This is a genomic window from Maribacter aquimarinus (assembly GCF_047345505.1).
Lineage (GTDB): Bacteria > Bacteroidota > Bacteroidia > Flavobacteriales > Flavobacteriaceae > Maribacter.
Window position 1 is genome coordinate 121,693 of record NZ_JBLFEO010000007.1, and the last position, 24,513, is coordinate 146,205.

Below are 24,513 nucleotides of genomic sequence, written 5' to 3' on the forward strand. Positions count from 1 at the left end.
CTTCTAGTTGGTTATCTCAAAAGCAAAGCCCGCCAATGTTTCCAAGCGTTGCTTTGCCGTAATGAACTGGGACATGGCCACTTCATACTCCTCTTCCATGGATGCGGTAATGCCTTTGATGCGCACATATTCGGATATGGGCACGATCCCGTTTCTAAATTCCTTTTCCACCATTTGCATGTTCACGGTGCCATCTCCCAGGGTTTTGGATTTTATGTGCAGGAGCCGCTGTTTCAACAACAAATCCTGGTACAGCGCTATGACGGCCTGTTTGATCTGCTCGTGCTCAAACTCGATCATTTTCTTGGCCGCTTCCATTTCGTATTGGGCCTGTTCAATTTGATTTCTTCTGTTGATGCCGGCAAACAAGGGGAACTTCACATAGACCCCAACACTGTAGTTAAACTGCTTGGTTGTGGTCAATACCTGTGAAAGGGCCTCCCCATCCTCGTTGCTGGAAAAATTGTTGAGGTTTCCATATCTGGAATCCACCTGAAGGCCCAGATTGTCGGACCAGCGTAATTTCTCCGAGGCCAGTGCGGCCTCTTTGGCCTTGACGTTGTTGCTCTGGAAGCCCACCATGGCACTCCGCTTCAAAACGGAATCGATCACCACCTGAAGCGGCGGAAAATTGAACTCGGCAGCCTGGAACTCCATATCTGCCGTAGGCGCTGTCTGCCCTTGTAGTCCGTTGATCGATAGCAGTAGGAACATCCATACTGGTGTTAACTTAAAAGGTCTACACATTCTCTTTCTGAAAAACAGCTTTAAACGTTCTGATGATGATCCACATGTCCATCCAAAAAGCGTATTTGCCATTTGCCCGTTCCACGTAGTCCACATCCAGTTGTTTTCGTTCCTCGGGAGACATCTTTGAGGTTCTCCCGCGGGCCTCTACCTGCCAGAGCCCGGTAATGCCGGCCGGGCCGTTAAAACGCTGTGTCCACTGGTCCGTGGTGAGCATTTCCGCCTCGTAGAGCGGCAGGGGCCGGTTGCCCACAATGGACATGTCCCCGCGCAAAACATTGACGAGCTGGGGCAGTTCATCTATGCTCAACTTTCTAATGATGCGCCCCACTTTGGTAATGCGCGGATCATTGTCAAACTTCACAAAGGCACTTTCCGTTTCCTTCTTTCGCCTTTCATGAAAAGTGGTCTCTGGCACCACCACATCGTCGCCGATCAACTGAACGTCATCGGCAAGGGCCCTGTGCTGCTCCCTTTTTTCTTCACTTTCGCCCTCTTGGCCATGATCCACGTATTGGTTCAGGTGCTCAAACTCCTTTAGGCGCTTGTCCGCATCGGGATACATGGAGCGCAGCTTTAAAAAGTTGAAGATCCGGTATCCGGTGCCCACGCGTTTGGAGATGTAGTACACCTTTCCCTTGGATTCCAGTCTAATGGCCGCGATGACCAAAAGCAGGAAAGGGGCGGCCAAGAGCAGCGCCGACCCCGCCACGACCACATCAAAGGAGCGTTTCCAAAAACCTATGGCATAGGTGTGCACATGGGGCGTATTGATCTTAATGCGCTGCTCCAGCAAGTTGCTCTTCAGGGCCCTAAGGAAGCGCACACGCTCCAAAATCTGATCAAAGCCTATGGGATAGGGAAAAAAATCGTCAAAACCATTTTCCAGGGCCAACCGTTTTTCTTCCTTGCCCAAGGACTTGCCCAGGTACACAAAAGGTACCGTGCCCACTTGTGTAAAATGGCGCTCCATAAAATGGCGCAACCGTTGCAGTTCCGGGCTTCCCGTACCATACTCGCAAAGCACCGCATCCACGGGCACCCGCGCGGGCCCCGGCTCTTCTGCCCTGCCCCCTAACCAATGAAGGGCTTTCTCCACGTTGCTCACCATGTGAATGGAGACCCCGCCCTTTGTTTCGTTCACCTCTTCCATCAATACTTCATAACTGCCTATGTAAAGTACCGATTGGGTGCTCTCCGTGACCATCTCCATTATTGACGCACCAAGAGTTTATCTACCCTGATCAAGAGCTCTTCCGGGTTAAAGGGCTTGATCATGTAATCACTGGCCCCCAACTTTAGGCAGGCGATGCGATCGGCACTGCTCTCGCGACAGCTGAGCACGATCACCGGTATATCTGCAAAGATGCCGGATGCCTTGAGCTGTTTTATGAATTCAAAACCATCCATCTCCGGCATTTCCAAATCGGTAATGATCAGATCGGGCAGGTTGCCCTGTTGCAACCATCCCAGCGCCCGTAGGCCGTTTGCTTGGGTATGTACCGTGTAGGAACGTCCCAGAAATTGGGCCACCAAGGCGCTCAGGGTCTCCTTGTCATCTACTACCAATATTTCCATAATCATTTAATTTGTAGGTTAAAATTATAACGCAATGTAGGATTTATATTACTTTATGGAATTTCAATGTTGTGAAGGCCCTAATACTTGTTGTGAGATTACATTTTGAGTTTACTTTTCTTACAAAAAGTCCGTTTCGTGCTTATTTTCCCACTCTAAACACCCCTAAAAACAGTAAAAACCGATATCGCTATCGGTTTTTACATCAGATTTGGGGGATGGGCTCCTGCCCTAACAGGCTCCCTTTTAACGGGCACCCGCTCAGGTATTGTCACCAACACGCCGATCCGGGGTCCCAAACTTAACCTAACATTATTTGAGGGCTTTTCGTTGCCCGGGTCAAAGGTAGCGTCTTGTGCCTTTGGGGCCGCAGCCTGCAAGACGAGTGGTGCACCCAAGTGCGTTGAACAACAAGTAACTGTAGACGAACGGTTGTTGGAACCCCAAGACAGATTTGCAGATGGACGGGGCATCCGGTGAAGGGCCCACCAAAAAGGGTTGGGCACCACTCCTTCCCAACGGTATGGGAAAATGCGGCAGGGCAAAGGGGACCGGAAAAACCGTTCCTGCAAGGTCTCTCTGGGTCACCTTATACCAGTTCTCGTTTGAAATGCAGCCCTAGAAATGGAATTATTTTTTTGGCCTGCGAAAATGAAAGATCAGGCATAGCCCAGCTACGGCTTATTTTTATTTTGAAGTAGGGCGTAAAAAGAAACCATTTATCGGCTTATTTTCAATTGGGAAATGGTATTAGGTCATTCGGGGAGCACAATGCCCATTTTTTTCAAGAGAAAGGAAGCGTTCATGTTCTTGCAGATGCCTTCTTTGAAGGTATAGTCAAAATGCAGTTCACCATCCACGATCTCGGCATCAAAATAATAGTTCTTTACCTGTGGGCGTTCCTTGGCCACCTCACAGAGGGTAAGGTCATGGGTGGCAATGATGCCGGTGCTCTTGGAAGCGGCCAATCTTTCCAGGAACTGTCTGGAGCCCTTGGCCTTGTCCACGCTGTTGGTGCCCTTAAGAATCTCATCCAAGACAATGAAATAGCGGTCCTGGGCGATCTCGTTCACCACAAACTGCAAACGTTTCAATTCCGAGAAGAAATAAGACGCATCGTCCGTTAGGGAATCCGTGGTGCGCATGCTGGTTATGAGCTTTATGGGCGTGTACTCCATGGACCGGGCACAGACGGGCAAGCCCATATTGGCCATGATGATCTGCAATGAGACCGTGCGCAGAAAGGTGCTCTTCCCGGCCATGTTGGCCCCGGTGACAATAAAAAACTCCCCCTGCCCAATGGCGTAATCATTGGCCACCCGCTTTTTGGGGTCCAACAAGGGGTGTGCCGCGGCCCGGGCCCTAATCTGCCCGTTATTGGTGATCTTGGGGTAGGTAAATCCCGGATGGTTAAAGGCAAAGTTCCCCAGACTTATGTAGGCATCAAAAAAGGCAATGGCCTGGAACCAAGCGGCCACCTCACCGCCGTGTTCCTTGATCCAGTCCTCCAATTTGCCAATGGTGGAGATACTGCGCAAGAAAAGACCGTTGGCCACAATGAGATAGACAATGTTATGGTTATCGTCCAAACTGTCCAAGAGCTTGGAAAAGCGCCCCAACAGGACAGAGGTCTTCTCGCCATTGCGCAGCAACCGCCCCCGCTCCCGGGACAGCACGGCACTTTTAAAAGGGGTGTCTTCCAAGATGGTGACCAGTTGATTGTACTGCTTAAAGGTATCCACGATCTTGGAGGTCACTGCGCCCAGGCGCATCATCCGCTTTGCGAACAAGCCGAAGAGCAACAGCCCAAAAAGCACCCAATAGATCAAATGGGCCTCTGACAGTATTTCCATAAAATAGGCGGTGAGCACGCCCACACTGGCCACGGAAAACACCAGGGGCACGTAGCGCATGGCCCTGGGGAGAAAAGGGGTATAGTCTCCCAACCACGTTACGATGCTCTCGGTACTTGTTTCCACCTTGGCCAAACCGGCCACCGCCAGGTAATCCTGTCGCCAGTCGGGCATTTGGGACAGTTCCCGTACGGCGGCCTGCTTGGCGGGGATGCCATCTATGGCATTGGCGGTTATCCATTGGGCCAATGCGGCGCTTCCGGCCGGCAGGGCGGTGCGGTTCATGTACTGATAGAAGGATCCCTCACCAAAGAGGTCAATGTCCCCACTAAAGTGATGGCCATCTTCTGCATGCTCCCCCCCGGAGGGCAGGTTGGCGTACCTACGGTGCAGCACGGCCACCTCCCGTTTGTTCATGGCCAAGAGGGCCTTGATCTTTTCCTTTTTGTACTGGAGGTTCACGTGGCGCCTCACCAAAAAGAGAAAAACGGCCGCGGCCAAAAAGAGCACGGCCACCAGCCACCTTGTCTGCCCCCAGAGGCCGTAGGCGGCGGCAACGGCCCCGAGAAAGACCAGCAGCCGCAGCATGCTGCTGGCGTACAGTTGTTTTTTTGCCCGGGCCAGTGCGGAACCATGGGCAGCTATTTTCTCCTGATAAAAGGTGTGCAGCTCTTGCATAAGGGAATGCGTTTCTTCCTAGGGGCAAAGATAGGCATACCCCTAGGAAAGGGCGGCCAGGGCCGCCTGCATTTTCTTGGTGAGCTTGGCCACCACCAAGGCATAGGAGTGATCTATGAGGGATCGGGTCAGGGCGGGGTCCAACTGCTCCATGTACACGGTGTTCCAGTGCACCTTGCTCATGTGCCAGCCCGCAATGATCTCCGGATGCGCCTCCCGAAGCTGAATGGCCCTTTCGGGGTCGCACTTTAAATTCACCTGCGGTGGCATCCGTTCCAGCCCACAGAGGGCGAACATTTTTCCCATCACCTTGAACACCAAGGTAACGTCGTCAAAGGGAAAGCCCTCGGTGACCCCTTTCTTGGCCAGGCAATACGTTCTAAGTTCCTCTACGTTCATAGGGGTCATATCCCGGTGGAGTCATAGACAATGACCTTTTCCCAAAGGTGGGCGGCCTCTTCCACAAATTTCTGGTGCGGCACCTCGTCCTGGTAGCGCTGTTGGTCCTCTGCCGAGGCAAAAGTGACGATGAGGGAATAGGTGAAGGACCCGTCCACCACCTCCCTGCTGGCTTGGGGCGGGGTGCCAATGAACTTGGTCTTGGCGTAGGCGGAACGCTCCAAAAAAGTACGGAGCGAAGCCTCAAAGGCGGCACGCTCCGCCGCGTTGTCCGGATTCTTGAGCCAAAAATACACCGTGTGGGCAAAATGGGGGTCAAAGGTCTGCATGGGTTCTTTGGTTTGTGCTTGGGCCATGTGTAGGCCCAAAAGCAATGTTGTGGCAAAAATTAAAAGTGTTTTCATAAGGTGTTCATAGAGATGAAAAAGTTATTCCTTGTTGAGACGCAAAACATTGCGTCTGTACAGGTGGAGATGCAAAAGAAATTGTTCCTCCTTGAGACGCAAAATATGGCTTCTTCTAGCTATAAATTCAAAAAAAAAATCCTCTTTTGTGTGGAGACGCAACATATGGCGTCTGCACGGGGAGGGCCCCGGAAAAGCCGGCCAGTGACCGTTCAGGTCTCCAATTTTTTCTTCTGTTCCTCGGTAATGTGCAGCGCCGTATAGTCCAGTTCCCAACCAATGGTCTCCACGATCTTTTCTATGAGCAACACGGTCTGCAAGGCCTCTTTCCGGGCCGTTTCCATCAGTCCGCTTTCGGGTATCTTTTCCATGATGTGCTTCCGGGCCTCCTGGTTCAGGGTGGTAAGGTCATCTGGTTTAAAGGTGTTGAACATGCCGTTCTTGATATCGTAAAAATCCAGCTCGGGCTCCAGGGAGAGCACCTCGGGTTGGGGAAAATTGGTGAGCACGATCTTCTTTTTGCCCTCATTGGCGTGCATGAGCACCTTTTGTAGATCGTAGCCGATCTGGGCCTTGGCCTTAATGACGATCAAGGCCTTTTTCTTGCTGGTGACCAAGCTCAAGAAATGCTCCTTGGTGTTTTCATATTTATAGATCTCGGCAAAATCCCCTTCCACCGAAATGAGCTTGCAGACACTCTTGATCTTTTCCAACAAGACGGTGCTTTGGTGGGAGGTAACCTCCTTGCGCTTCTTTTTGTTGAAGAATGTGAAGAGCCAGTACATACAAATGGCCCCTAGGATCAAGCCCAATAAGACTTCCAAAACATCGTTCATAATTGTTGTTTGCGTGGTTCACGTACGGGCCCAGACCATTGTTTTCCTTTCTTGTGCGGCTGGGCGCACCCCGGCCCCTTTTTTTCAAAAGTACAAAGACCGGGCCAATTGGCGTACGCCATACCAAATCCGTGCACAGCAGGCAAGGGCGCTACACCGGGTGGACAGGGAAGAGCACGGGCCTGCTGGGACTGGCATCGTTCTCAAAAGGGGCCAATTGCAGGTTTAGAAAATAGGGGCCGTCTGCAATGGCACTGTCCACAAAAACAAACTCCGTGATGGTGGCCCGGTCCCGCACCTTGCCCCCCACGTTCCAAAAGGCGCGGTGGGCCAATAGGGCGCCCCCGTCCTTCTCCTTGTCCACCGAAGGGAGGTCCACCAGCAAGTGCCCCACCCCCATCTCCGCCAAGAAACGGGCGGCGGCCTCGGAAAGGTAAGGCGGATCGGTATGGGCGTACTGCCGGCTGCGTTTGTCCCTGCTATTGGGCAAGGTGCGCAGCACCAGGGCCTCCGGGCGCTCTGAGCCTAGGGCAGATCGGAGTTGTTCTTCCGTGATGACCCGGTCGCCGTGCACCGAACAAGGCTCCAAGCTGATCAACTGGGCCATAAAAAAATAATGGCTCAAGCTCTGGTTCACGGAGACAACATGTTCCGTAATGTGGCCCACGCACTCGGTATGGGTGCCGTGGGCGTGCGGATTGAACCAGATGTCATTGAAATTGGTGCTGGCCCCGGCGGCCACACTGCCCACAAAACCATCCTCCCGGTGGGGCGCGATCTTGGGCGGCCCCACGTACCAGGCGGTAACGTTTTCCTTGCTTCCCCTTAGGGGCAGGGAAATGTCCAGGGGTTGGGAGAGGTTTACCTCGTATTGGCGGTTGTTGTGGGCAATGGTTGCTTTCATTGTTGGGATTGTTGCGTTATGCTTTCCAATGGTGCATTGAAGATAGCGATTAGAAATATGGGTTTTGAAAAAAGATTGGTTCCACACCACACGGGTTGCAATCCAAAACTTTACGGTTTTTTGAACTCACTTAATCCTATTTTGAGAAAGAACCGTTAGGATTTAAGCAAATGGATTCCATTGATGCTCAATGGCGGGAAATGGTGATTACCCTCCCTCGGTACAGGATAGTGGTTAAAGGTTTCAAGAAGCTATCCTTCAATCTCCGGGTGAAGGTCGTGAATCTTAAAGAAACCTCGAATAGCACAAAGGAAAAATACCATCATTCACAGCACCTCCATCGCAATCTGGATGTTCCGCTTAGGAAAGCATGGGCATAAGTATGTTTTTCAGGTGGTTAAAAAAGAAATGGCTTTAGCCTTATGGATGATATGCTCCTTTGTTCGAATCATTTGTTTGTGATGCAACGCTCCTAGAATGTACACTGAATCATTTTGAACCAAAAAATGTAAGGCGCAATAAAAACTAGAAAAATCTACGCTTCTTACAATACTAAAGTAGATCTGAAACAAATTATGGATTAGGCTTCAGATAATCAGTTTGGTTCTTGAAATCGATATCAAAAGCTCGTTCCAATCCTGAAGTTCGATCATGACCTTTTGCAATGAGAACATCCTTTTCGGCATCTTTTGAAACTATGATTTGATATGCCATTTCTGCTCATTACATCTTCAATTGTAGAAAATTCCATTTCGTAATGATCAAACTATGTTAAAAGTTCATCCATCATACCAGTATATTCCTTCTATGGAACTTCCAGCTTTTTTGCCGCTTCTATGGCTAAATGTCCTAGCCAATTTTTAAGACTACGGTTTTGTCTTTTGACCTCAGCTTTAAGTATGGAAACAACCGCTTCATTTAAATGTGGTTCTTTACGCACCATAACGATCAATGTTTGCATGTACAAAACACGTTTACAATACGTAAGGTAATGAATACCGCGGTTTACGAGAAGCGTAAAGATGGGCGGTGCGCCTATGTACGGGACTTGCCTGGCCGTACGCGTGCAGGAGCGAGCTGTGAAATAGGCGAAAGAAACACAGTAGAGACCCTTTGGCTGCATCTTGTAGTCATCAAAGGGAATTAATCCCAATGGAAGGAGGTGTTTTTCTATTTTTAATTCAATGTCTTAAAAGTTCCGTGGCACCTTAGACCCCGGTAGTTCATAGGGACAGTGGTCTGTAAATGACACTTTTTACCGAAAATTTCGCTCTGTTTTGGAGCGGTACCTGAACGAGTCCAAAACAAAGTGCACCGCATGTATTTTAGGGGCAGACCCTTTGAAAGGGAAGTGATATCGGGGAGTGCAGGATGATGATACTTTTTCGGATATTCCACTAAAAAAAAAGATGATGAAGGTAAACATCATGCCCATCAAAAGACATTGATTTTCTCAACAAACACATCGAACCCTGTGGTTATTTGGTTTTCCGGAATTGATATTGAAAATATTTCCCCAAGGTCATTTTCAAATATTCCAATGGGGTAACCCTTTATTTTAATGGTTTGTACTTCACTTGTTGAATCCAGCTTTTAAAAAGACTGCCGAAATAAAAAAGGTTGCTTATAGATAAAAGGTTGGCATAAGTTTTTTGGAATCCAGCTCAGACTAAGCGAGGTTCTTTTTTTGGGTATCCCAAGCAAATGATTGTGTTTTGATTAAATCTGTAATGTTCTCTAAAAAAAAGCCCTGTTTTTAGAAGATTCTCGGCAGGTTTTTAGCCACTGAAAATCAAATATTTAGTATTTTAGAAGCAGTATGATAAACCAACCTGTTATGAAATTAAAGCTTTTAGGTGTGTTGCTACCCACCTTTGTGTTCATGGTTTTTTTAAATGCTCAAAGCCAATCAAACATAGATAGTTTGTTGAAGGTTTATAAAGCTTTGCCCAATGATACCACAAAAGTGAATTTATTGGATGACATATTTGAATATTATCTGAAAATTGATACCCTTGAAGCAAAGCTCTTTTTGAATAAACAAATTGAAATTTCAGAACAGATAAATTTTATAAACGGTCTTGGCCGTAGCAACTTTAATTTAGGCAGGTATTATGAAAAATTAGGAAAAAACGCTAAGGCTATGACCCATTATGAGATATCAGATGGCTATTACAAAGACAATTCAAATGTTAAAGGTCAAGGACTTGCCAAGTATTACATGGCCAGATTAATTGGATTTGAAAAGGATGGGTATGATAAAAGCCTTAAAATGATGGAGGAAAACATCGAGTTTTACAGGAAAGTTCAAGATACTAGCCTGTTAGCATATACACTATACGATCAGGGCTGGAATCATCTTACAAAAGGCAATCATAAAATTGCACTGCAAAAGAGTCTAGCTGCTCTGAAAAATTTCAAATTATTAAAAAATGAAATAAAAGTAGCAAGTACTTTCTTTCAACTTTCTGCAATCGAATGTGAATTAAAACACGAGGAAGAGGCATTACAATATGCTTTTGAAGCTCTTGAATATTACAACCAGAATGGTGACAATTATAGTATACAAATTGGAGGAATATACAATACGATGGGAATCATTTACAACCAACAAAAACAGTATCACAGAGCAGATAGTATCTTCAACAAGGCCTTTGGACTAGCTAAAAAGGCTAACTTCAAGAATCTTCAAAAATTGGTTCTTTTTAACCACAGTGAAAGTTTTGCGGACAGGAAAGAATATGAGAGGGCACTTGAAAAAATAGAGACTTACATTGAAATTGAAAAAATATCAAAAGACAATCAACTGTCTTCCCTTAGCTTATTGGGCAAAGGAAGCATTTTAGTAAATCTAGACCGTGTCTATGAAGCTAAAAAATATTTGGATAAAGCTTTGGAAGCAGCTAAAATAGAAAATGTTAAACCTAGGATTGCAAAAGCCTATATGAATCGCGCGAAGGCAAATGCGTTGTTAAATAACTACAGGGCTGCTTACAATGACCATAAGAATTATACCCTTTGGCAAGATTCTATTTACAACAAAACAAAATCCCAGCAAATTGAAGAAATGCGGGCCATCTTCGATACCGAAAAAAAAGAACAACAGATTGCCCGGCAAGAAACGGAAATCAACCTGTTGGAAGAACGCGCAAAAGTAAGCCGTCTTCAAAAATTACTTTTAGGTGGTGGTCTTGGATTATCACTTGTGGCCCTTGGTTTTGGATACTATGGTTTTCGGCAACGAAACCGACGCAACCAGCTAGAAAAAGAAAAGGTGGAAACAGAACTGGCCTTTAAAAAGAAAGAACTGACCACGCACGCCCTTCACTTGGCCAAAAAGAACGAAATCTTGGAACAAGTAAAACAAAAAGCCAAAGAACTGAAATCAACGGAAAATGTGGAAAAAGGCTACCAGACCTTGGTACAGACCATCAACTTCGACCAACAAGACGACAAGGCCTGGGAGAATTTTACGCAATACTTTGAGGCGGTACATAAAGATTTTGCGAAACAGGCCATGGCAAAATACCCCGATATCACCAAAAATGAACTCCGTCTCATGGCCTTGATGAAGATGAACCTTTCTTCAAAGGAAATTGCCAATATCCTCAACATTTCATCTGACGGAGTCAAGAAAGCCCGCCAGCGCTTGAGAAAAAAAATGGACCTTTCACCAGACGATTCCCTCGAAACCACAGTCATGGCCATTTGACCATCTGTTCTCCTTCCTCCTGAACACCCAATAAAATAAAGGGACTCCAGGCTGTACCCTTTTTGTACCCCCCTCTTAATTTTAGCGTACCCCTTTCGTACCCCCTGTTTTTTTCAAAAGCCAAAGTAAGCAGATTAGGTTTGTGGTGTTGAGATTCAACATTCAAGTTTTGTGGTCTTGCTCGGTTAGGTACTGCAGACCAAAACTGGGCAAGTCACACAAAACCAAACAAATTGCTTCACCACAAAACAAAACATGATGAAAACGTACCATAGTTTTTTTAAAGTAATAGTATTTGTAGTTTCATTGAGCATTAGTTGCACCTCGTGCAGCAAAGATGAGACCCCGCCAACAACAGAAATAGCGGATACCGATCAAGACGGCATTGCCGATGCCGATGACAATTGCCCCAATGCGGCGGGGCCCGCCAGTAACCAGGGTTGTCCTGAAGAAGAAGAGAGTAGCCTCACTTTTGCCGATGTCATTAACCTTGGGGCCGATCCTGAAGACTTCCCCACCCAACGTACCGAAGAAGAGGTTGGGGAACCTACCTCTGAGAATGAAGATATTACACGTACGTCCGAATCAGGGAGTACAATTACCGAGCGCTTTATCTGTACCCACAGAACGGTGAACGTTCTTGACGGTAATGGGGAATTTCCACTTTTTGACACCAATGCGGATGTCATTTTTCCAGGCAACCTGTTACAGGGCAAAACCTTACAGAATGCCACGCCCGCACCCATAGTGGTCAAACGTGCCGGGGGCACCATTTCCTACAATTTGAACAATGGCAATCTAAACTCCTCTTTCGATGTTGTAGAAGTAAAGAAAAGTACCATTCAAGACGGCATGAACAATATCATCGCCAGTTCAGGTGATGTAGTGCCCGCCAATTTTGATTTGGAAATCGTCCAAATTGAATCAGAAAGCCAATTGGCGATTGAATTGGGCATTGATGTAGAAACCTTGGCAACCAAAACGTCTGGCAATATGTCGTTCAGCCAAGACAAATCCTATAACAGAACATTGGTCAAATTAACCCAATCGTATTATACCATGAGCTTTGATTTGCCAACGAGTCTAGACGAGATTTTTGACGAAAGTGTAACTCCCGAAGATTTGGCGGTCTATGTGCAGGAAGATAACCCTGCCACTTTTATTTCTTCGGTCACCTATGGGCGTATATTTTATATGTTGATAGAATCGACCTCTAGTCGTACGGAAATGCAAGCGCAACTGAACCTTGCTTACGATGGTGTTGTGGCCCAAGTTGAGGGCAGTTTGGAAACCAGCTATATGCAAGAATTGAACGACCTTAAGATCAAGGTAATCGCGTATGGTGGTGATGCTAGTGGAACCTTTAATCTTGCTGGTGAGAGCAGCGTTGCCGAGATTGCCAACAAAATAGCCCAAAGCACCGATGTACGGGCCGGGCTACCTTTGTCTTATGTGGCAAGAAGTGTAAAGCGCCCGGATCAAATTGTAGGCGTAAAATTAGCTACCGAATATGATATCGTCAATTGCGAGCTAAAAGGGGTATTGCCCCCACAGGTGTATCTAGAATTGGTTGACTTGTTTAAGGATGATGCCGATGGTGGCGGTATTGGTGCGATGACACACGTTGGATCGAGCAACATCTTGGTTTTTAGCAAGGCTGGTGATAAATACGCCTGGTTCAATGGCAATAGCGGAACGGTAAAAGGCGTGTATGGTATCAAAGACAATGATTCACCTTTAGGTATTGTGCCATTGGACAATGTTGGCGCTGGGCGATTCAGGTTATTTGGAGGGTTTTTGAAAAATGAGATTGAACTCATTGATAAGACTGGATTAAGGCTAGTTAAATTTTGGTTCGACCCTATTTTTTCCGGTACATTCACTAATGCTGATGCACCCATTCGTTTTGGAACCTTTCAAACAGGAGGTAATGCAGGCAATGACAACATTTTTTTGCTGAATACCGTATACAATGAATACGATAATTTTCAGTTTGGCCAACAAGGTATTGAGGCAGCGCTTCACTTAGGGGGAGTAGACGACCTACGTTCTACCTTCTTTGGTAAACCCGGTTCACAATTTCAAAATATTCGTGTTATCAAGCCCGTTTTTGGTGATGATATTGTTTCATATACAGACCCAAGAGATACGAGGAACTGGATATACAATTCCAATAATGCTCTACCTTTTGAAAAAGTAGGTGCGGCATGTTATATTCAAATTGGGAGCGAATATTATTATTTGTTCGTGAATGATGCGGGCAATGAGCTAGCCTCGGGCACCCTAACCGTATTTTCGGGACAAAATTTGCCCACGGCACAGTTTGATGCACCCTGGGTAATCAATTAAAAAGGCCCAAAATGATAGAATAAAAAAGCGGGGCCATGGCCCCGCTTTTATTATTTACACACTTTGTGAAATAGTCCCATAAAATAATAAGATATCTGTATCCATTCAACTTCATCATAAAACCAAAAGACTTTCTAACTATTGAAAACTAAAAATAAACTATAATATTTTCCCTCCAACTTTATTTTTCAATAGACAGTAGGCAGCATCATAGTATGGAACATTACCATTTGCCCGAGTTCGAGGAAAACAGGGATGGTTGCGCTGTAGTTCCGATGCCCTTATCGTTTTTTTTGGAAGGAGGCAATAGGCCTGGAAACCAGAAACATGGTTGGCCACAACGTTGTTGACGCTCCTGTGCCTGCAATCCAAATGGTGTATTGAAGATTCCTATACGGTTGCAAATCGCCGCAAAAAGGACGGCTGCCCTGGCGTTGGCCCGATAAGAGAAGGCCTCATTTTATTGGGGGTTGCGCCCTCATCAAGAAAGGCCAACACCTGACCCGGGCTAACCCTTTGTCAACTGCCCATCGCCGGTACCGGCACCGGCATTTGGGGCCCAATTTAGCAGGAACAGATCGGCCGCAATGCCATCGGCCAAGAACCTTCCCTTTTTGGTGGCCAGGAGCAGGTCGCCGTCCCGGTACAAGAGGTGCTCTGCCAAGAACTTTTGCGCCTGTAGCTCCAAGTGCTCCCGGTACTTGGGCCCAAAATCACCTGCTACCTTGGCCAGGGAAACGCCCCAAATGGTGCGCAGGCCCGTCATCACGTACTCGTTGTACTTGTCCGCCACGGAAAGGGTTTCAGTCTCCATGGGGAGCACCCCCCGCTCCAAGGCCCGGATGTATTTGGGATTGTTGTTGATGTTCCATCCCCGCCGCTCCCCGTCATAGGAGTGCGCAGAGGGGCCAATGCCCATGTATTTCTTTTGTTGCCAATACGCGGTGTTGTTCTTGCTGAAGTAGCCCGGTTTCCCAAAATTGGAGATCTCGTAACAGCAATAGCCCGCGGCCGTGAGCGTTTGGTCCAAGATGTTGAAATGGTGCTGGGCCTCCTCGTCCCCGGCCGGCTGCACCAAGCCCTTCTCCACAAAACTGGCCAGGGCGGTCTTGGGCTCCACCGTGAGCGCGTAGCTGGAAATATGGGGCACACCAAAAGAAAGGGCCTTTTCCAAATTGGCCCTCCACCGGGCCTCGTCCATTTGGGGCATGCCGTAGATGAGGTCTATGGAAACATTGTTAAAATGTTGCTGGGCCAGGGCCAGGGATGTGGTGGCCTCTTGGGCGGAATGGGCGCGGTTCATCAACCTTAAATCGTCCTCAAAAAAAGACTGTATGCCAAGGCTCAACCGGTTCACCGGGCTTTGGGCCAGATGCACCACCTTTTCCTCGGTGAGGTCGTCCGGATTGGCCTCCAGGGTAATTTCCGGATGCCGGGCCACCCTATAATGGGCGTGCACGGTCTGGATGATGTCCCGTATCTCTTCCGTGGTCAGTACCGAGGGGGTGCCCCCGCCAAAGTAAATGGTCTCCACCGTGATGGCCGCAAACTCGCCCTTGCGCAGGGCCAGTTCTTTTTTCAGCGCGGCCACCATGGCCTCCTTCTTTCCCATGGAGGTGGAAAAATGAAAATCGCAATAATGGCAGGCCTGTTTGCAGAACGGGACATGGATGTATATGCCGGCCCCCTCCGCCCCCAAAGGGGAAACCACTACCGATGCTGATGACCCTTGCTGCTTTGGCACAGGTTCTAGTTTTTGTTTTTTCCAAGGTGTACCTGTAGGGAATGCTTTGCGCCGCCCTTGGGCATGGGTTGGCTGTTCTGTTTCACAAAAGCCCCCCAACCGGAGTAGCTTTTCCCAACGTCCACGCGCCCCGCTTGGTAGAAATGGCATACCGCGGCGGCAAGGCCATCCGTGCTGTCCAGGTTTTTGGGCAGGGATTTTAGGCCCAGGGTGCTCTGCAGCATTTTGGCCACCTGTTCCTTGCTGGCATTGCCGTTGCCGGTAATGGCCATCTTTATCTTTTTGGGAAGGTACTCCGTAATGGGGATCTCACGGGACAGGCCCGCCGCCATGGCCACCCCTTGGGCCCGGCCCAGTTTTAGCATGGACTGTACGTTCTTGCCGTAGAAGGGCGCCTCAATGGCGATCTCATCGGGGTGGTGGGTGTCTATGAGGGAAATGGTGCGCTCAAAAATGAGCTTGAGCTTGGTGTAGGGATCGCTGTACTTCTGCAGCAGCAGCTCGTTCATCTGCAAAAACTCCATCTTCTTGTTCACCACCCTTATGAGCCCAAAGCCCATGATGGTGGTGCCGGGGTCTATGCCCAATATGATTCTTTCGTTTGCCAACCTCTTCTATTTTGGGACCAGTTGAATGGGAATGCGGTATTTGGTGCTCACGGGCATGCCCTGCTTTAGGGCCGGGGCAAGCGCGGGCAGGTTTTTTAGGCTCTGGGACACCATACCTTGGAAACTGGGCATCTTTTTCAACAGCTTGGGGTCCATCTCCATTCCCTTTACAATGATGTTGCCCTCGGTGTTCACCACAAAGATAACGGTTACCTCGGGGTCCACGCCCTGTTCCAGCGTAAATTCAAAGGTTTGCAGGGTTTCCTTGAAATGGCGCACCAGTGTCTCTTCAAAACAGCTTTTCTGCTGAGGTTTGCCGGCGGCTTCATCACAGGTGTAGAACAGCGGATAGGCATCCACGGAGTTCCAGTCGATCTCCTGGAGCCGATCGCGCACCAGCTCTTGGGTGCGCCGTTCCTTGTTGCCAAACTGGGAACAGGCCACCAACAGCAAGCCCATACAACCAAGTGCAAATCCTTTCATGCCCTTACGATCAAGGCGGAAATTACAAATTTTTGCCCACCCGGGGCTCTTAGGGAACGGATTTGTTCCTTGTGCGCCCAGATGGGCTTTTGGGCCATTTGCCGGAAGTAGGGGGTTGATGCCCTGGTTTGGCCAAGGCCCATCCTCAATCTGGCGGATGTGTTGGACTTTCGTGATGAAGGGGTAAAGTTCTATGGAATCTGGACTTTTGCCGCCGGGGCATGACCATCGCCACGCTAATTGAGTTAAAGGAAAAAGGTGGTCGGTTTTGCAAGGATGTAAAGTTTTAAGGGAATTTTTAAGGCTTCCTTTGGGTTCAATGGCTGTGCCATATTTTTGGAGACAAAAGTTTTTTTAAACCTGGGGATGATCTTGCGATACCCACCATCGTTTTAGCACCCCAAAACCGTTGGGGTCGCCGGTCCTAGATGAGTGCCGACAACCTGTTGGGACGATGTTGTTTTTTGGAAGTTGAAGGAGCGAACCCATAAAAATAATAAGAAAAAGCTCACATTTTAAGATAAAACAGCTCATTTTTCTACTATTTCCTTGGAAATGATAAGGTTTTTCTCGGTGAAATTCCATTTTTTTTTTTTCAACTTTAGCCAACTGATTGAGCTCACAGTAGGTAGCCATTTTAAAATTGAACAGATTAATTGAAGTACATCCTACTTACGGAATAGCCAAAAAACACTGATTAAGTCTGAAAACAATTGAAAATTTGACTGCCACAAGGTCTTGAAAAGCCGAAACAGGGACCCAAAACCCGAAAGTAGGCGTCATTCTAAATTGTTCTAAAATGAAAAATGTATTTTTTACCTTAGCTTTTGTTTTTGCAAGCACACTTAGCTTTGCAAAAAATGATACAGCAAGCACCCCCTCCGAAGAGATGCTATTTATGGAATGTTTTGATTTTAATGATTCTTGTGGAGGAGCATGGGAGGTTTGCCACGAGAATGTAAGCACCGTTGAATTAGTAGCCTTCTTATGGGAATGGGATGGTGGTTGCTAGTCTTTTTTTTCACCCCAGTAAGACTATTCTTGCTGGGGTAATAAAAACTTTAAAACCAGTTCAAATGAGCCCTAAAATTTTAAAACTAGTATTTCTGACTGTTCTTGCCACACAGCCCATTTTATCCCAAACTAACTACCGGATACACTATCAACTGAATTTCCAAATAGATTCCACAAATTCAAAAATCACGGACAGCGATATCATGTATCTTGACGTCTATGGAAATCAGAGTTCCTTTTTTCAATCGAAATCAACATTTTTAAAAGATTCCATCTTACGTTCCAAGAATCCCCAATCCTTATTTAGCATTACCAAACCCAAGTTTAACTACTGCATAAGAAAAGATTATGGTACCGATAAATTGGAAGCTTATTATGACTATACGACGTTTAAATTTAAATTAATAGACAATGTCCGTTTAAATTGGAAGATCACAAATGACACTACAAAAGATATTCTGGGCTACAAAGTAAAAAAAGCATCGGTATCCTTTAAGGGTCGCGACTACACAGCGTGGTTTACCGATGAAATCTCCATACCGGATGGGCCTTATAAATTCAATGGATTGCCAGGTTTGATTTTGGAGATATACGATAGTGAAAAACATTATCACTTTACGGCATTCTCGCTACAAAAAATTAAAGAGCACAAATGGTATATTGTTACCGAGGACTATACGTCCATTACCGAAAAAGAATTCAATGACTTTCAAGAAAAAATCAAGAAAAAACCTTCACTGATTTTAAACAATCCAGGCATTCGCATACCTAAACAAGGCTTGGACAAATACGATAGGAACCACAAGGAAAGAAACAAACATAAAAACAACCCCATAGAAATCAACCATTTATGAAGCAGTTCGTTTTAGGTTTTTATGATGTCGGGCACTATGTTACAAATCATAAATTATGAGTAACTATTCAGGTTTTAAATGGCAATGGGCCACAAACTGCCGGATAGCCCAAAAACAATCAAAAAAAAGCGGCCCAAATTTGGATCCTATGGAACTATTTCGGATCTTTCGGGAAAAGGCAAGGACTTGACCGACAGGGAGCTTATGGAGGGCCTCACGGCCCGTTTGGACGTATTGGAGAAGGAGAACGCGGCACTGCGTATCCGGGTCTGCGAACTTGAGGGACGCCTGGCCGGATACGAGAACCCCAAGAACAGCCGCAACAGTTCCGTGCCGCCGTCCAAGGACGAGAACCGCCCCAAGAAGAACCAAAGCCTCCGTCGAAGATCGGACAGGAAAGTCGGCGGACAGCCGGGACATGGTGGAAGTACATTGGACATGGCCTCGGCCCCCGACAACGTAATCGACCACGCCCCCGATTTTTGTGGCCGGTGCGGCAAGGGCCTCTCGGGCATTGCCGGGGAGACGGTGGCCAGAAGACAGGTCGTCGATATCCCGCCCGTTGCCCCGCACCATACCGAGCACCGTGTGCTGAGAAGGGAGTGCACGTGCGGGAACCTTTGCGAGGGCTCCTTCCCGGAGAACGTAAGGGCGCCCATAAGCTACGGCCCCAACGTACAGGCGACGGCCGCCTACCTGCACGCCCGGCAGTACCTGCCGGTGGCACGGACGGCGGAGTTCTTCAGGGACTTCTGCGGCCTGCCGCTCTCACAGGGCACCGTGATCAACCTATTGAAAAAATTCACGGCAAAGTCCGCCCCCGCCTACGGGCTGATCGCCAAAAAGGTAATGGGCGCGAAGGCCGTCGGGGCCGACGAGACCGGGATAAGGGTCGACGGGGGGAAGGGCTGGTACTGGGCCTGGCAGTACGGATCGGCAACCTACATCGTGTTCTCCGAAAACCGCGGCATCGCGACGATCGAAAAGAACTTTCCCTCGGGCCTTCCCAACGCGGTACTCGTGCACGATTGCTGGACGAGCCATTTCCGCACCGCATGCAGGACCCACCAACTTTGCACCGCGCACCTGTTGCGAGAACTTGTCTACTTCACCGAACGTTACGCCTCTCAGTGGGCGATGGAGTTCAGGGAACTGATCTACCGCGGCCTGAAGCTCAAGAAAAAGAGCGATCCGGACGGATACGGCGCACCGATCCCCGAAAGGGACGGGATAAGGGAAAAAATGTCGTCCCTTCTGGATAGGCCGTTGCCCGAAGGACATAAGGATCTCAGGGCGTTCCATAAACGGATGATAAAATACGCGGACTACATCTTCGCCTTCCTCCACCACTATGAGGTCCCGCCGGACAACAACTCCTCGGAGCGGGCCATCAGGAACGTAAAGGTAAAACAGAAAGTTTCCGGTCAGTTCAAGACCCCCGAAGGTGCACAGTCCTATGCGGTCATAAGATCGGTCACGGATACCTGTGTCAAGAACGGACAGAACGTTTTGGGTGCATTTAAAACTATCGCTAACTTACTACCTGAATAGTTACAATTATGATTATCAAAGAGCACAACATCCAACTAATGTTCCTGTATATTATCCTTTCAGTGACCATTTCCTTTGCGCAAGGGAGCGAGGGTGCTGATGCCGCGGTAAAATATCAATTTAAATACCGCTTGACCCATCAGGCCGATTCCGCGGATGTAAACAGTTTGGAGAGCGAAGAGATGCTCTTGCTGGTGGGCGATGACATCTCCAAGTTCCAGAGCTTGGGCGCCCATCTAAGGGACTCCATTACCCGGAACATGAACAAGGAAAACCTTAACTCCTTGAATTTGATGAACCTTATGGGCAGCGTGCCCAAAACCAAATTCAAGGAAATTGTGTACAAGGACCGCACCAAGGACAAGATCACCTATCGGGAACGTATTTTTAAGGATAATTTTGAATACCAAGATTCCCTATCACTTTTTAACTGGGAAATAAAAGGGGACGTAAGGAACATAAACGGTTACGATTGCAGAAAGGCCACCACAGCCTTTGCGGGCCGGCAGTATGAGGCCTGGTATGCCCCCGAAATTCCCATTAGTGACGGACCCTACAAATTCAACGGTTTACCGGGTTTGATCGTGAAGATCCAGGATGCGGACCACCATTACCTGTACGAGCTCATCGAACTTAAAAAAGTGCCCCGGAAAACCATTGCCTTAAACAAAGAGGACCATATAGTGACCACAAAGAGTGAGTTTTACCGGGTAAAGAAAGAGTTCTACAACAATATTTTCAGTAAATTGGAACAAAGTGGCATTCGTTTGGATTTTCAGGACGCTTCGCAAAAAAAGAACACGGCGAGGGCCCTGAAGAAAAGAAACAATCCCATAGAACGCACCCATGGATGAGACAGAGCATCTTTTTGCTTTTTTTGTTTGCCTGCCATGGGGCCGCTGCCCAGACCACCATTAGCGGCCAACTTACCGATGCCTCCGGCCTACCCATTGCAAATGCCAGTGTGGTGGCAAACAAAACCGGAACCACGGAACTCATTGCCTACGACATTAGCAATGGTGCGGGAAACTACAAGATCACGGTGGTGTCCGCGGAGGAAAATTTTGACCTTGAGATACGCAGTATGGGCCACGCCACGCTGGCCACCACCATAGCCAACCAAAACGGCACCCACAATTTTACCCTGCAGGACCAGCCCACCGAACTCGAAGAAGTGGTGGTAGAGGCATCTCCCATTGTCCGAAAGGGCGATACCCTTGATTATTCCGTGCATTCCTTTGCCAAGGAACAAGACCGCACCCTGAAAGATGTCCTGCAGCGGATGCCCGGCATAGAGGTCCTGGCAGACGGCAAAATACTGTACCAGGGCACCCCCATAAACAAGTACTATATAGAGGGGCTGGATCTCCTGGAGGGCAAGTACGACCTGGCCAACGAGAATTTGCCCTACCGGGAAGTGGCCAAGGTCCAGGTGCTGGAAAACCATCAGCCGGTTCGTGTTCTGGACAGCCTGGTCCATTCGGACAAGGCCGCACTGAACATTAAGCTCAAGAACGAATACACCGTAACGGGGCAGGCAGCACTGGGCTCCGGGATGGCCCCCTTGCTCTGGGACGCCAATGTTACCCCACTGCTCTTTACCAAAAAAGAACAGCTGCTTGTCTCTTACCAGGCCAACAACACAGGGACCAACTCCGCTGCCCAACTAAAGAGATTGACCATTGAAGATCTTCTGAACCAGTTTGAAAACAATACGGAAAAGAAAGACTGGTTGGGCATACAGCAACTGGGCACGCCCAACTTTTCAGAAGAACGCTGGCTGGACAACAATGTTCACTTGCTCACCGGCAATTATTTGCACAAACTGAAAAACGACTATGAACTAAGGCTAAACACCTCCTATCTCAATGACCGGCAGCAGCAAACCGGTGCCACCAGCACCTTGTTCTTTACGCCCACGGACACCATTGCACTGCTGGAACAAAAAAACAATGAACTGTTCCACAATTCGTTGGAGATGAATCTGACCCTGCAAAAGAACACAGAAAAAAATTACCTAAAAAACAGTGTACAGTTCCAAGGCTTCTGGGACGGTCAGCGCGGAAACATAAGCACCAACGGGGTCCCGTTGCTCCAAGATGTGGGCAACCGGCATTTTAGGCTCTCCAATACGTTCCAGGGCCTTTTTAGGCTGGGAAAGCAATTGACCACTCTAAACTCTTATGTTGGCCTGAACCGAACGCCACAAACGCTTGGGGTAAGCCCGGGCCAGTTCCAAAATCTATTGAACAATGGCGATGCCTACGAGGAGGTGTTGCAAGAGGTGCACCTGCGTACCTTCCACACCAACAACTCGCTGGGTCTAACAAAAGGCTGGAAGCACTTTAGTTTCTCTCCCTCGGTGGGTTTCCAGTTTGAAGACCAAAACCTTGCCACCACCATGACCACCTCGGAAAACCAGGGGCTGCCCGCTCTGTTTGGCAACGACCTGGACTGGAGAAGGAGCAAGTTGTACGTTCTCCTGAAATCGCAGTTTAAAAAGGAGGGATGGCGCCTGGAACTCACCACCCCGGTCAATTTTCATTCCTATGGGATAGAAGATGGGGCCTTGCTGGAAAGCGAATCCTTGAACCTGCTCACCTTTGAGCCCAGGTTGGCCGTGGTCCGTGACGCCAATGCCTTTTGGAAATATAATGCCTCGGCAAGCCTCACCAATACCTTTGGCACCATAGACCAGTTGCACTACGCCTATATTTTAAGGAACTACAGAACCATACAACGCATAAACACCCCGTTGCCACAAATTGCAAACACCACCATAACGGGGGGCATCTCTTACCGTAACCCCATAACATCACTGTTCTGGAATGTGCTGCTCACCCAGACCTCCAGCAAGCACAACCTCTTGTACCAAACCCGGGTGCTGGATAATGGCACAACGGAAATACAGGCCGTGGAACGGGACAATGACAGGATAAACCACAACCTGTCCGCCAGGGGCAGCAAGTACTTTGGTAAACTGAACACCACCGCCACGCTCAACGCCAATGCCGGACTGCAGCGCTTTGTACAGATCATCAATGGGACCACAACCGACATAGACAATGAAAACCTTGGTTTTGGCGCCAAACTGGACACGGATTTGGCCAATTGGCTAAATGTGGCCTACGAAGCCCACTGGATGTTTTCCAAAAACAGGGTACAAGGCCAGCCCAACAATACCATTTTCCAACAATCCCATCTGCTAAACCTAAATTTCTACCTGAAAGAGAACCAATTTTTTGGACTGAATACGGAATACCTGAGGAACGAGCTGCTTTCCGGAAATGCCGAAAACCTATTTGCCGATTTCCTTTACCGCTATACCTACAAGAAGAAAAATATTGATGTGGAACTGAGATGTGCCAACATCTTCAACACCCAAACCTATGGCACCATCAACATCAATGAATTCCGTTACGTGGAAACAAATTTTCAATTGCGCCCCCGCCAGGTGCTTTTTGTCCTACGGTTTTCAATATAGCCAAAAGGAAAATGCCATGGACGCCCCCTCTCCCGCCATCCGGCAAAGACTGCCTTGGTTGCCCGGGAAAAAGTGCGGCAAACCACTAAAGACCGATCCGTGCCGGGGAGTGCCGATCCGTTGATCCGGTGGGGCCGACACCAAAATTGGGAATTTTTACCCACCGGGAGGTCTCGCGGAATGGATCTGCTCCTTAAGGGCGGTAATTCGTTTTTGGGCCATTTGCCGGAAGTAGGGCATTTGGCCCCCAAATTTATCCATGTACTTCTCAAAATGGTCCAGTTTCATCTGGGGATCATCATAATGGCGATCTATGAGCATGCACAACCTAAAGAACAGCATGCCGTCCTCGGGGGTTTCCTTAACGGCCGATCGCAAATGGGCCAGGGCCTGTTCCAGATCATCGTTTTCACGGGCCAGGACGGAGAGGGCCATGTGGCCCTTGGCCAATAACGGCCTTTGCAGCTGCATCCCCTTGCGCACCCAAAGGTGGGCAGAATCCACCTGTTTGTTCTTACGGTACACTTCCGCCAGGGCATAATGGTGGTGGGCATCGGAATCATCGATCTCCAACAACTCTAGGTAGCGCTTCTTGGCCTTTTCAAACTCCCATGCCTTGTAATGGCTGTGGGCCAATTTTTCATAGACAAAGGCCTTTTCCTCGCCCAGGGCCAACACCTTTTCAAACCAGGGAATGGCCTCTTGGTACCGATCATAGTTATAGAGCACCAGGGCCTTGAGGTTCACCAGGCCCACATCATCTTCATAAAAGGCCAGGCCGCGCTCTATGTAGGTCAGGGCTTGGCTGGTCTCGCCTTTTCCGGTATGGTGGCGGGCCAACCGAAAAAGGCTCCTTAAATGGGTGCTGTCCTGCTCCAGTGCGCTGGCATACGCCTCCTGTGCGGTCTCCATACGGCCCAGTTTACGCTGTGCCTCGCCCACAAAAAAGTGGTTTTCCGGATTGTCTGCCCAAGCCTTTGCCAAATACTGAAAATGCCCCAACGCCTCTTCATGGCGGTGGGTTTTGAACAGGAGCTTGGCCAGCTCAAACCGCGCCAACGGCAAGGTGCTGTCCGCTTCCACCAGGGCACCGTATTGGGCAATGGCCTTCCCCGTATGGCCCATGGCGGTATAGGCCCGGGCCATCTGTAGGCCCGCCTTGCTGGTGCCCAGCCCGGCATAGCTGTTAATGGCCTTGGCGTAATGCCCCAGGGCAAAAAGGCTATCTGCCTCCTTGACCGCGGCAGACTGCCCGCAGACCGTGGCATGGGCAAGGAACAGCACAAAAACGACTACGTTTTTCATACAACAACAG

20 protein-coding genes are annotated in these 24,513 nt (G+C 48.4%); 7 read left to right on the top strand and 13 right to left on the bottom strand.

The window, feature by feature from the left end:
- Positions 1-3: 3 nt before the first annotated feature.
- The 9 genes from ACKWCC_RS07235 to ACKWCC_RS07275 all read right to left on the bottom strand — a co-directional run bounded on the left by ACKWCC_RS07235 (position 4) and on the right by ACKWCC_RS07275 (position 8,360).
- Positions 4-714: a TolC family protein gene (locus tag ACKWCC_RS07235; RefSeq protein WP_413995245.1), complete on the bottom strand. Its 711-nt coding sequence runs from the start codon at positions 712-714 to the stop codon at positions 4-6.
- Positions 715-739: 25 nt separating this feature from the next.
- A complete protein-coding gene (locus ACKWCC_RS07240) occupies positions 740-1,960 on the bottom strand; it encodes a sugar transferase (protein ID WP_413995246.1) in 1,221 nt (406 codons plus the stop codon).
- The gene (locus tag ACKWCC_RS07245; RefSeq protein WP_413995247.1) at positions 1,960-2,325 is read right to left on the bottom strand and encodes a response regulator; all 366 of its coding nucleotides are present in this window, start codon (positions 2,323-2,325) and stop codon (positions 1,960-1,962) included. Before ACKWCC_RS07245 ends, ACKWCC_RS07240 begins: the two co-directional genes overlap by 1 nt.
- Before the next feature lie 755 nt (positions 2,326-3,080).
- A complete protein-coding gene (locus tag ACKWCC_RS07250; RefSeq protein ID WP_413995248.1) occupies positions 3,081-4,856 on the bottom strand; it encodes a MutS-related protein in 1,776 nt (591 codons plus the stop codon).
- Positions 4,857-4,898: 42 nt separating this feature from the next.
- Positions 4,899-5,255, bottom strand: a complete 357-nt coding sequence (locus ACKWCC_RS07255) for an MmcQ/YjbR family DNA-binding protein (RefSeq protein WP_413995291.1) — start codon at positions 5,253-5,255, stop codon at positions 4,899-4,901.
- A 5-nt stretch (positions 5,256-5,260) separates the two neighbouring features.
- The gene (locus tag ACKWCC_RS07260; RefSeq protein ID WP_413995249.1) at positions 5,261-5,659 is read right to left on the bottom strand and encodes a Dabb family protein; all 399 of its coding nucleotides are present in this window, start codon (positions 5,657-5,659) and stop codon (positions 5,261-5,263) included.
- 212 nt (positions 5,660-5,871) lie between these two features.
- Positions 5,872-6,495 (bottom strand): DUF4230 domain-containing protein, encoded by a 624-nt coding sequence (locus ACKWCC_RS07265; RefSeq protein ID WP_413995250.1) that lies wholly within the window; start codon positions 6,493-6,495, stop codon positions 5,872-5,874.
- 151 nt (positions 6,496-6,646) lie between these two features.
- Positions 6,647-7,399, bottom strand: a complete 753-nt coding sequence (locus ACKWCC_RS07270) for a cyclase family protein (RefSeq protein ID WP_413995251.1) — start codon at positions 7,397-7,399, stop codon at positions 6,647-6,649.
- 805 nt (positions 7,400-8,204) lie between these two features.
- The gene (locus ACKWCC_RS07275; protein WP_413995252.1) at positions 8,205-8,360 is read right to left on the bottom strand and encodes a hypothetical protein; all 156 of its coding nucleotides are present in this window, start codon (positions 8,358-8,360) and stop codon (positions 8,205-8,207) included.
- An 876-nt stretch (positions 8,361-9,236) separates the two neighbouring features.
- Here ACKWCC_RS07275 and ACKWCC_RS07280 point away from each other — a divergent pair.
- Both ACKWCC_RS07280 and ACKWCC_RS07285 read left to right on the top strand, forming a co-directional pair.
- Complete coding sequence (locus tag ACKWCC_RS07280) at positions 9,237-11,111, top strand: tetratricopeptide repeat protein (protein ID WP_413995253.1); 1,875 nt, start codon at positions 9,237-9,239, stop codon at positions 11,109-11,111.
- Positions 11,112-11,369: 258 nt separating this feature from the next.
- On the top strand, positions 11,370-13,460 hold the full coding sequence (locus tag ACKWCC_RS07285) for a thiol-activated cytolysin family protein (RefSeq protein WP_413995254.1): 2,091 nt from the start codon (positions 11,370-11,372) through the stop codon (positions 13,458-13,460).
- Positions 13,461-13,968: 508 nt separating this feature from the next.
- Here the strand turns inward: ACKWCC_RS07285 and hemW are convergent.
- From hemW to ACKWCC_RS07300, 3 genes are read right to left on the bottom strand one after another with little or no spacing between them, the layout of a single operon-like run.
- Complete coding sequence (hemW, locus tag ACKWCC_RS07290; protein ID WP_413995255.1) at positions 13,969-15,204, bottom strand: radical SAM family heme chaperone HemW; 1,236 nt, start codon at positions 15,202-15,204, stop codon at positions 13,969-13,971.
- A 5-nt stretch (positions 15,205-15,209) separates the two neighbouring features.
- On the bottom strand, positions 15,210-15,812 hold the full coding sequence (gene ruvC, locus ACKWCC_RS07295) for a crossover junction endodeoxyribonuclease RuvC (protein ID WP_413995256.1): 603 nt from the start codon (positions 15,810-15,812) through the stop codon (positions 15,210-15,212).
- Positions 15,813-15,818: 6 nt separating this feature from the next.
- A complete protein-coding gene (locus ACKWCC_RS07300; RefSeq protein ID WP_413995257.1) occupies positions 15,819-16,295 on the bottom strand; it encodes a hypothetical protein in 477 nt (158 codons plus the stop codon).
- A gap of 799 nt (positions 16,296-17,094) precedes the next feature.
- Between ACKWCC_RS07300 and ACKWCC_RS07305 the strand changes: the two genes are divergently transcribed.
- From ACKWCC_RS07305 to ACKWCC_RS07325, 5 genes are all read left to right on the top strand, one after another.
- Positions 17,095-17,307: a hypothetical protein gene (locus tag ACKWCC_RS07305; protein WP_413995258.1), complete on the top strand. Its 213-nt coding sequence runs from the start codon at positions 17,095-17,097 to the stop codon at positions 17,305-17,307.
- 64 nt (positions 17,308-17,371) lie between these two features.
- Positions 17,372-18,163: a GLPGLI family protein gene (locus ACKWCC_RS07310; RefSeq protein ID WP_413995259.1), complete on the top strand. Its 792-nt coding sequence runs from the start codon at positions 17,372-17,374 to the stop codon at positions 18,161-18,163.
- Positions 18,164-18,247: 84 nt separating this feature from the next.
- Complete coding sequence (gene tnpC, locus ACKWCC_RS07315; protein WP_413995260.1) at positions 18,248-19,714, top strand: IS66 family transposase; 1,467 nt, start codon at positions 18,248-18,250, stop codon at positions 19,712-19,714.
- A gap of 8 nt (positions 19,715-19,722) precedes the next feature.
- Complete coding sequence (locus ACKWCC_RS07320) at positions 19,723-20,568, top strand: GLPGLI family protein (protein WP_413995261.1); 846 nt, start codon at positions 19,723-19,725, stop codon at positions 20,566-20,568.
- Complete coding sequence (locus ACKWCC_RS07325) at positions 20,565-23,198, top strand: TonB-dependent receptor (protein WP_413995262.1); 2,634 nt, start codon at positions 20,565-20,567, stop codon at positions 23,196-23,198. The genes ACKWCC_RS07320 and ACKWCC_RS07325 overlap by 4 nt, the downstream gene beginning before the upstream one ends.
- Positions 23,199-23,354: 156 nt before the next feature.
- Here ACKWCC_RS07325 and ACKWCC_RS07330 read toward each other — a convergent pair whose 3' ends face one another.
- Positions 23,355-24,503: a tetratricopeptide repeat protein gene (locus ACKWCC_RS07330; protein WP_413995263.1), complete on the bottom strand. Its 1,149-nt coding sequence runs from the start codon at positions 24,501-24,503 to the stop codon at positions 23,355-23,357.
- Positions 24,504-24,513: the final 10 nt, after the last annotated feature.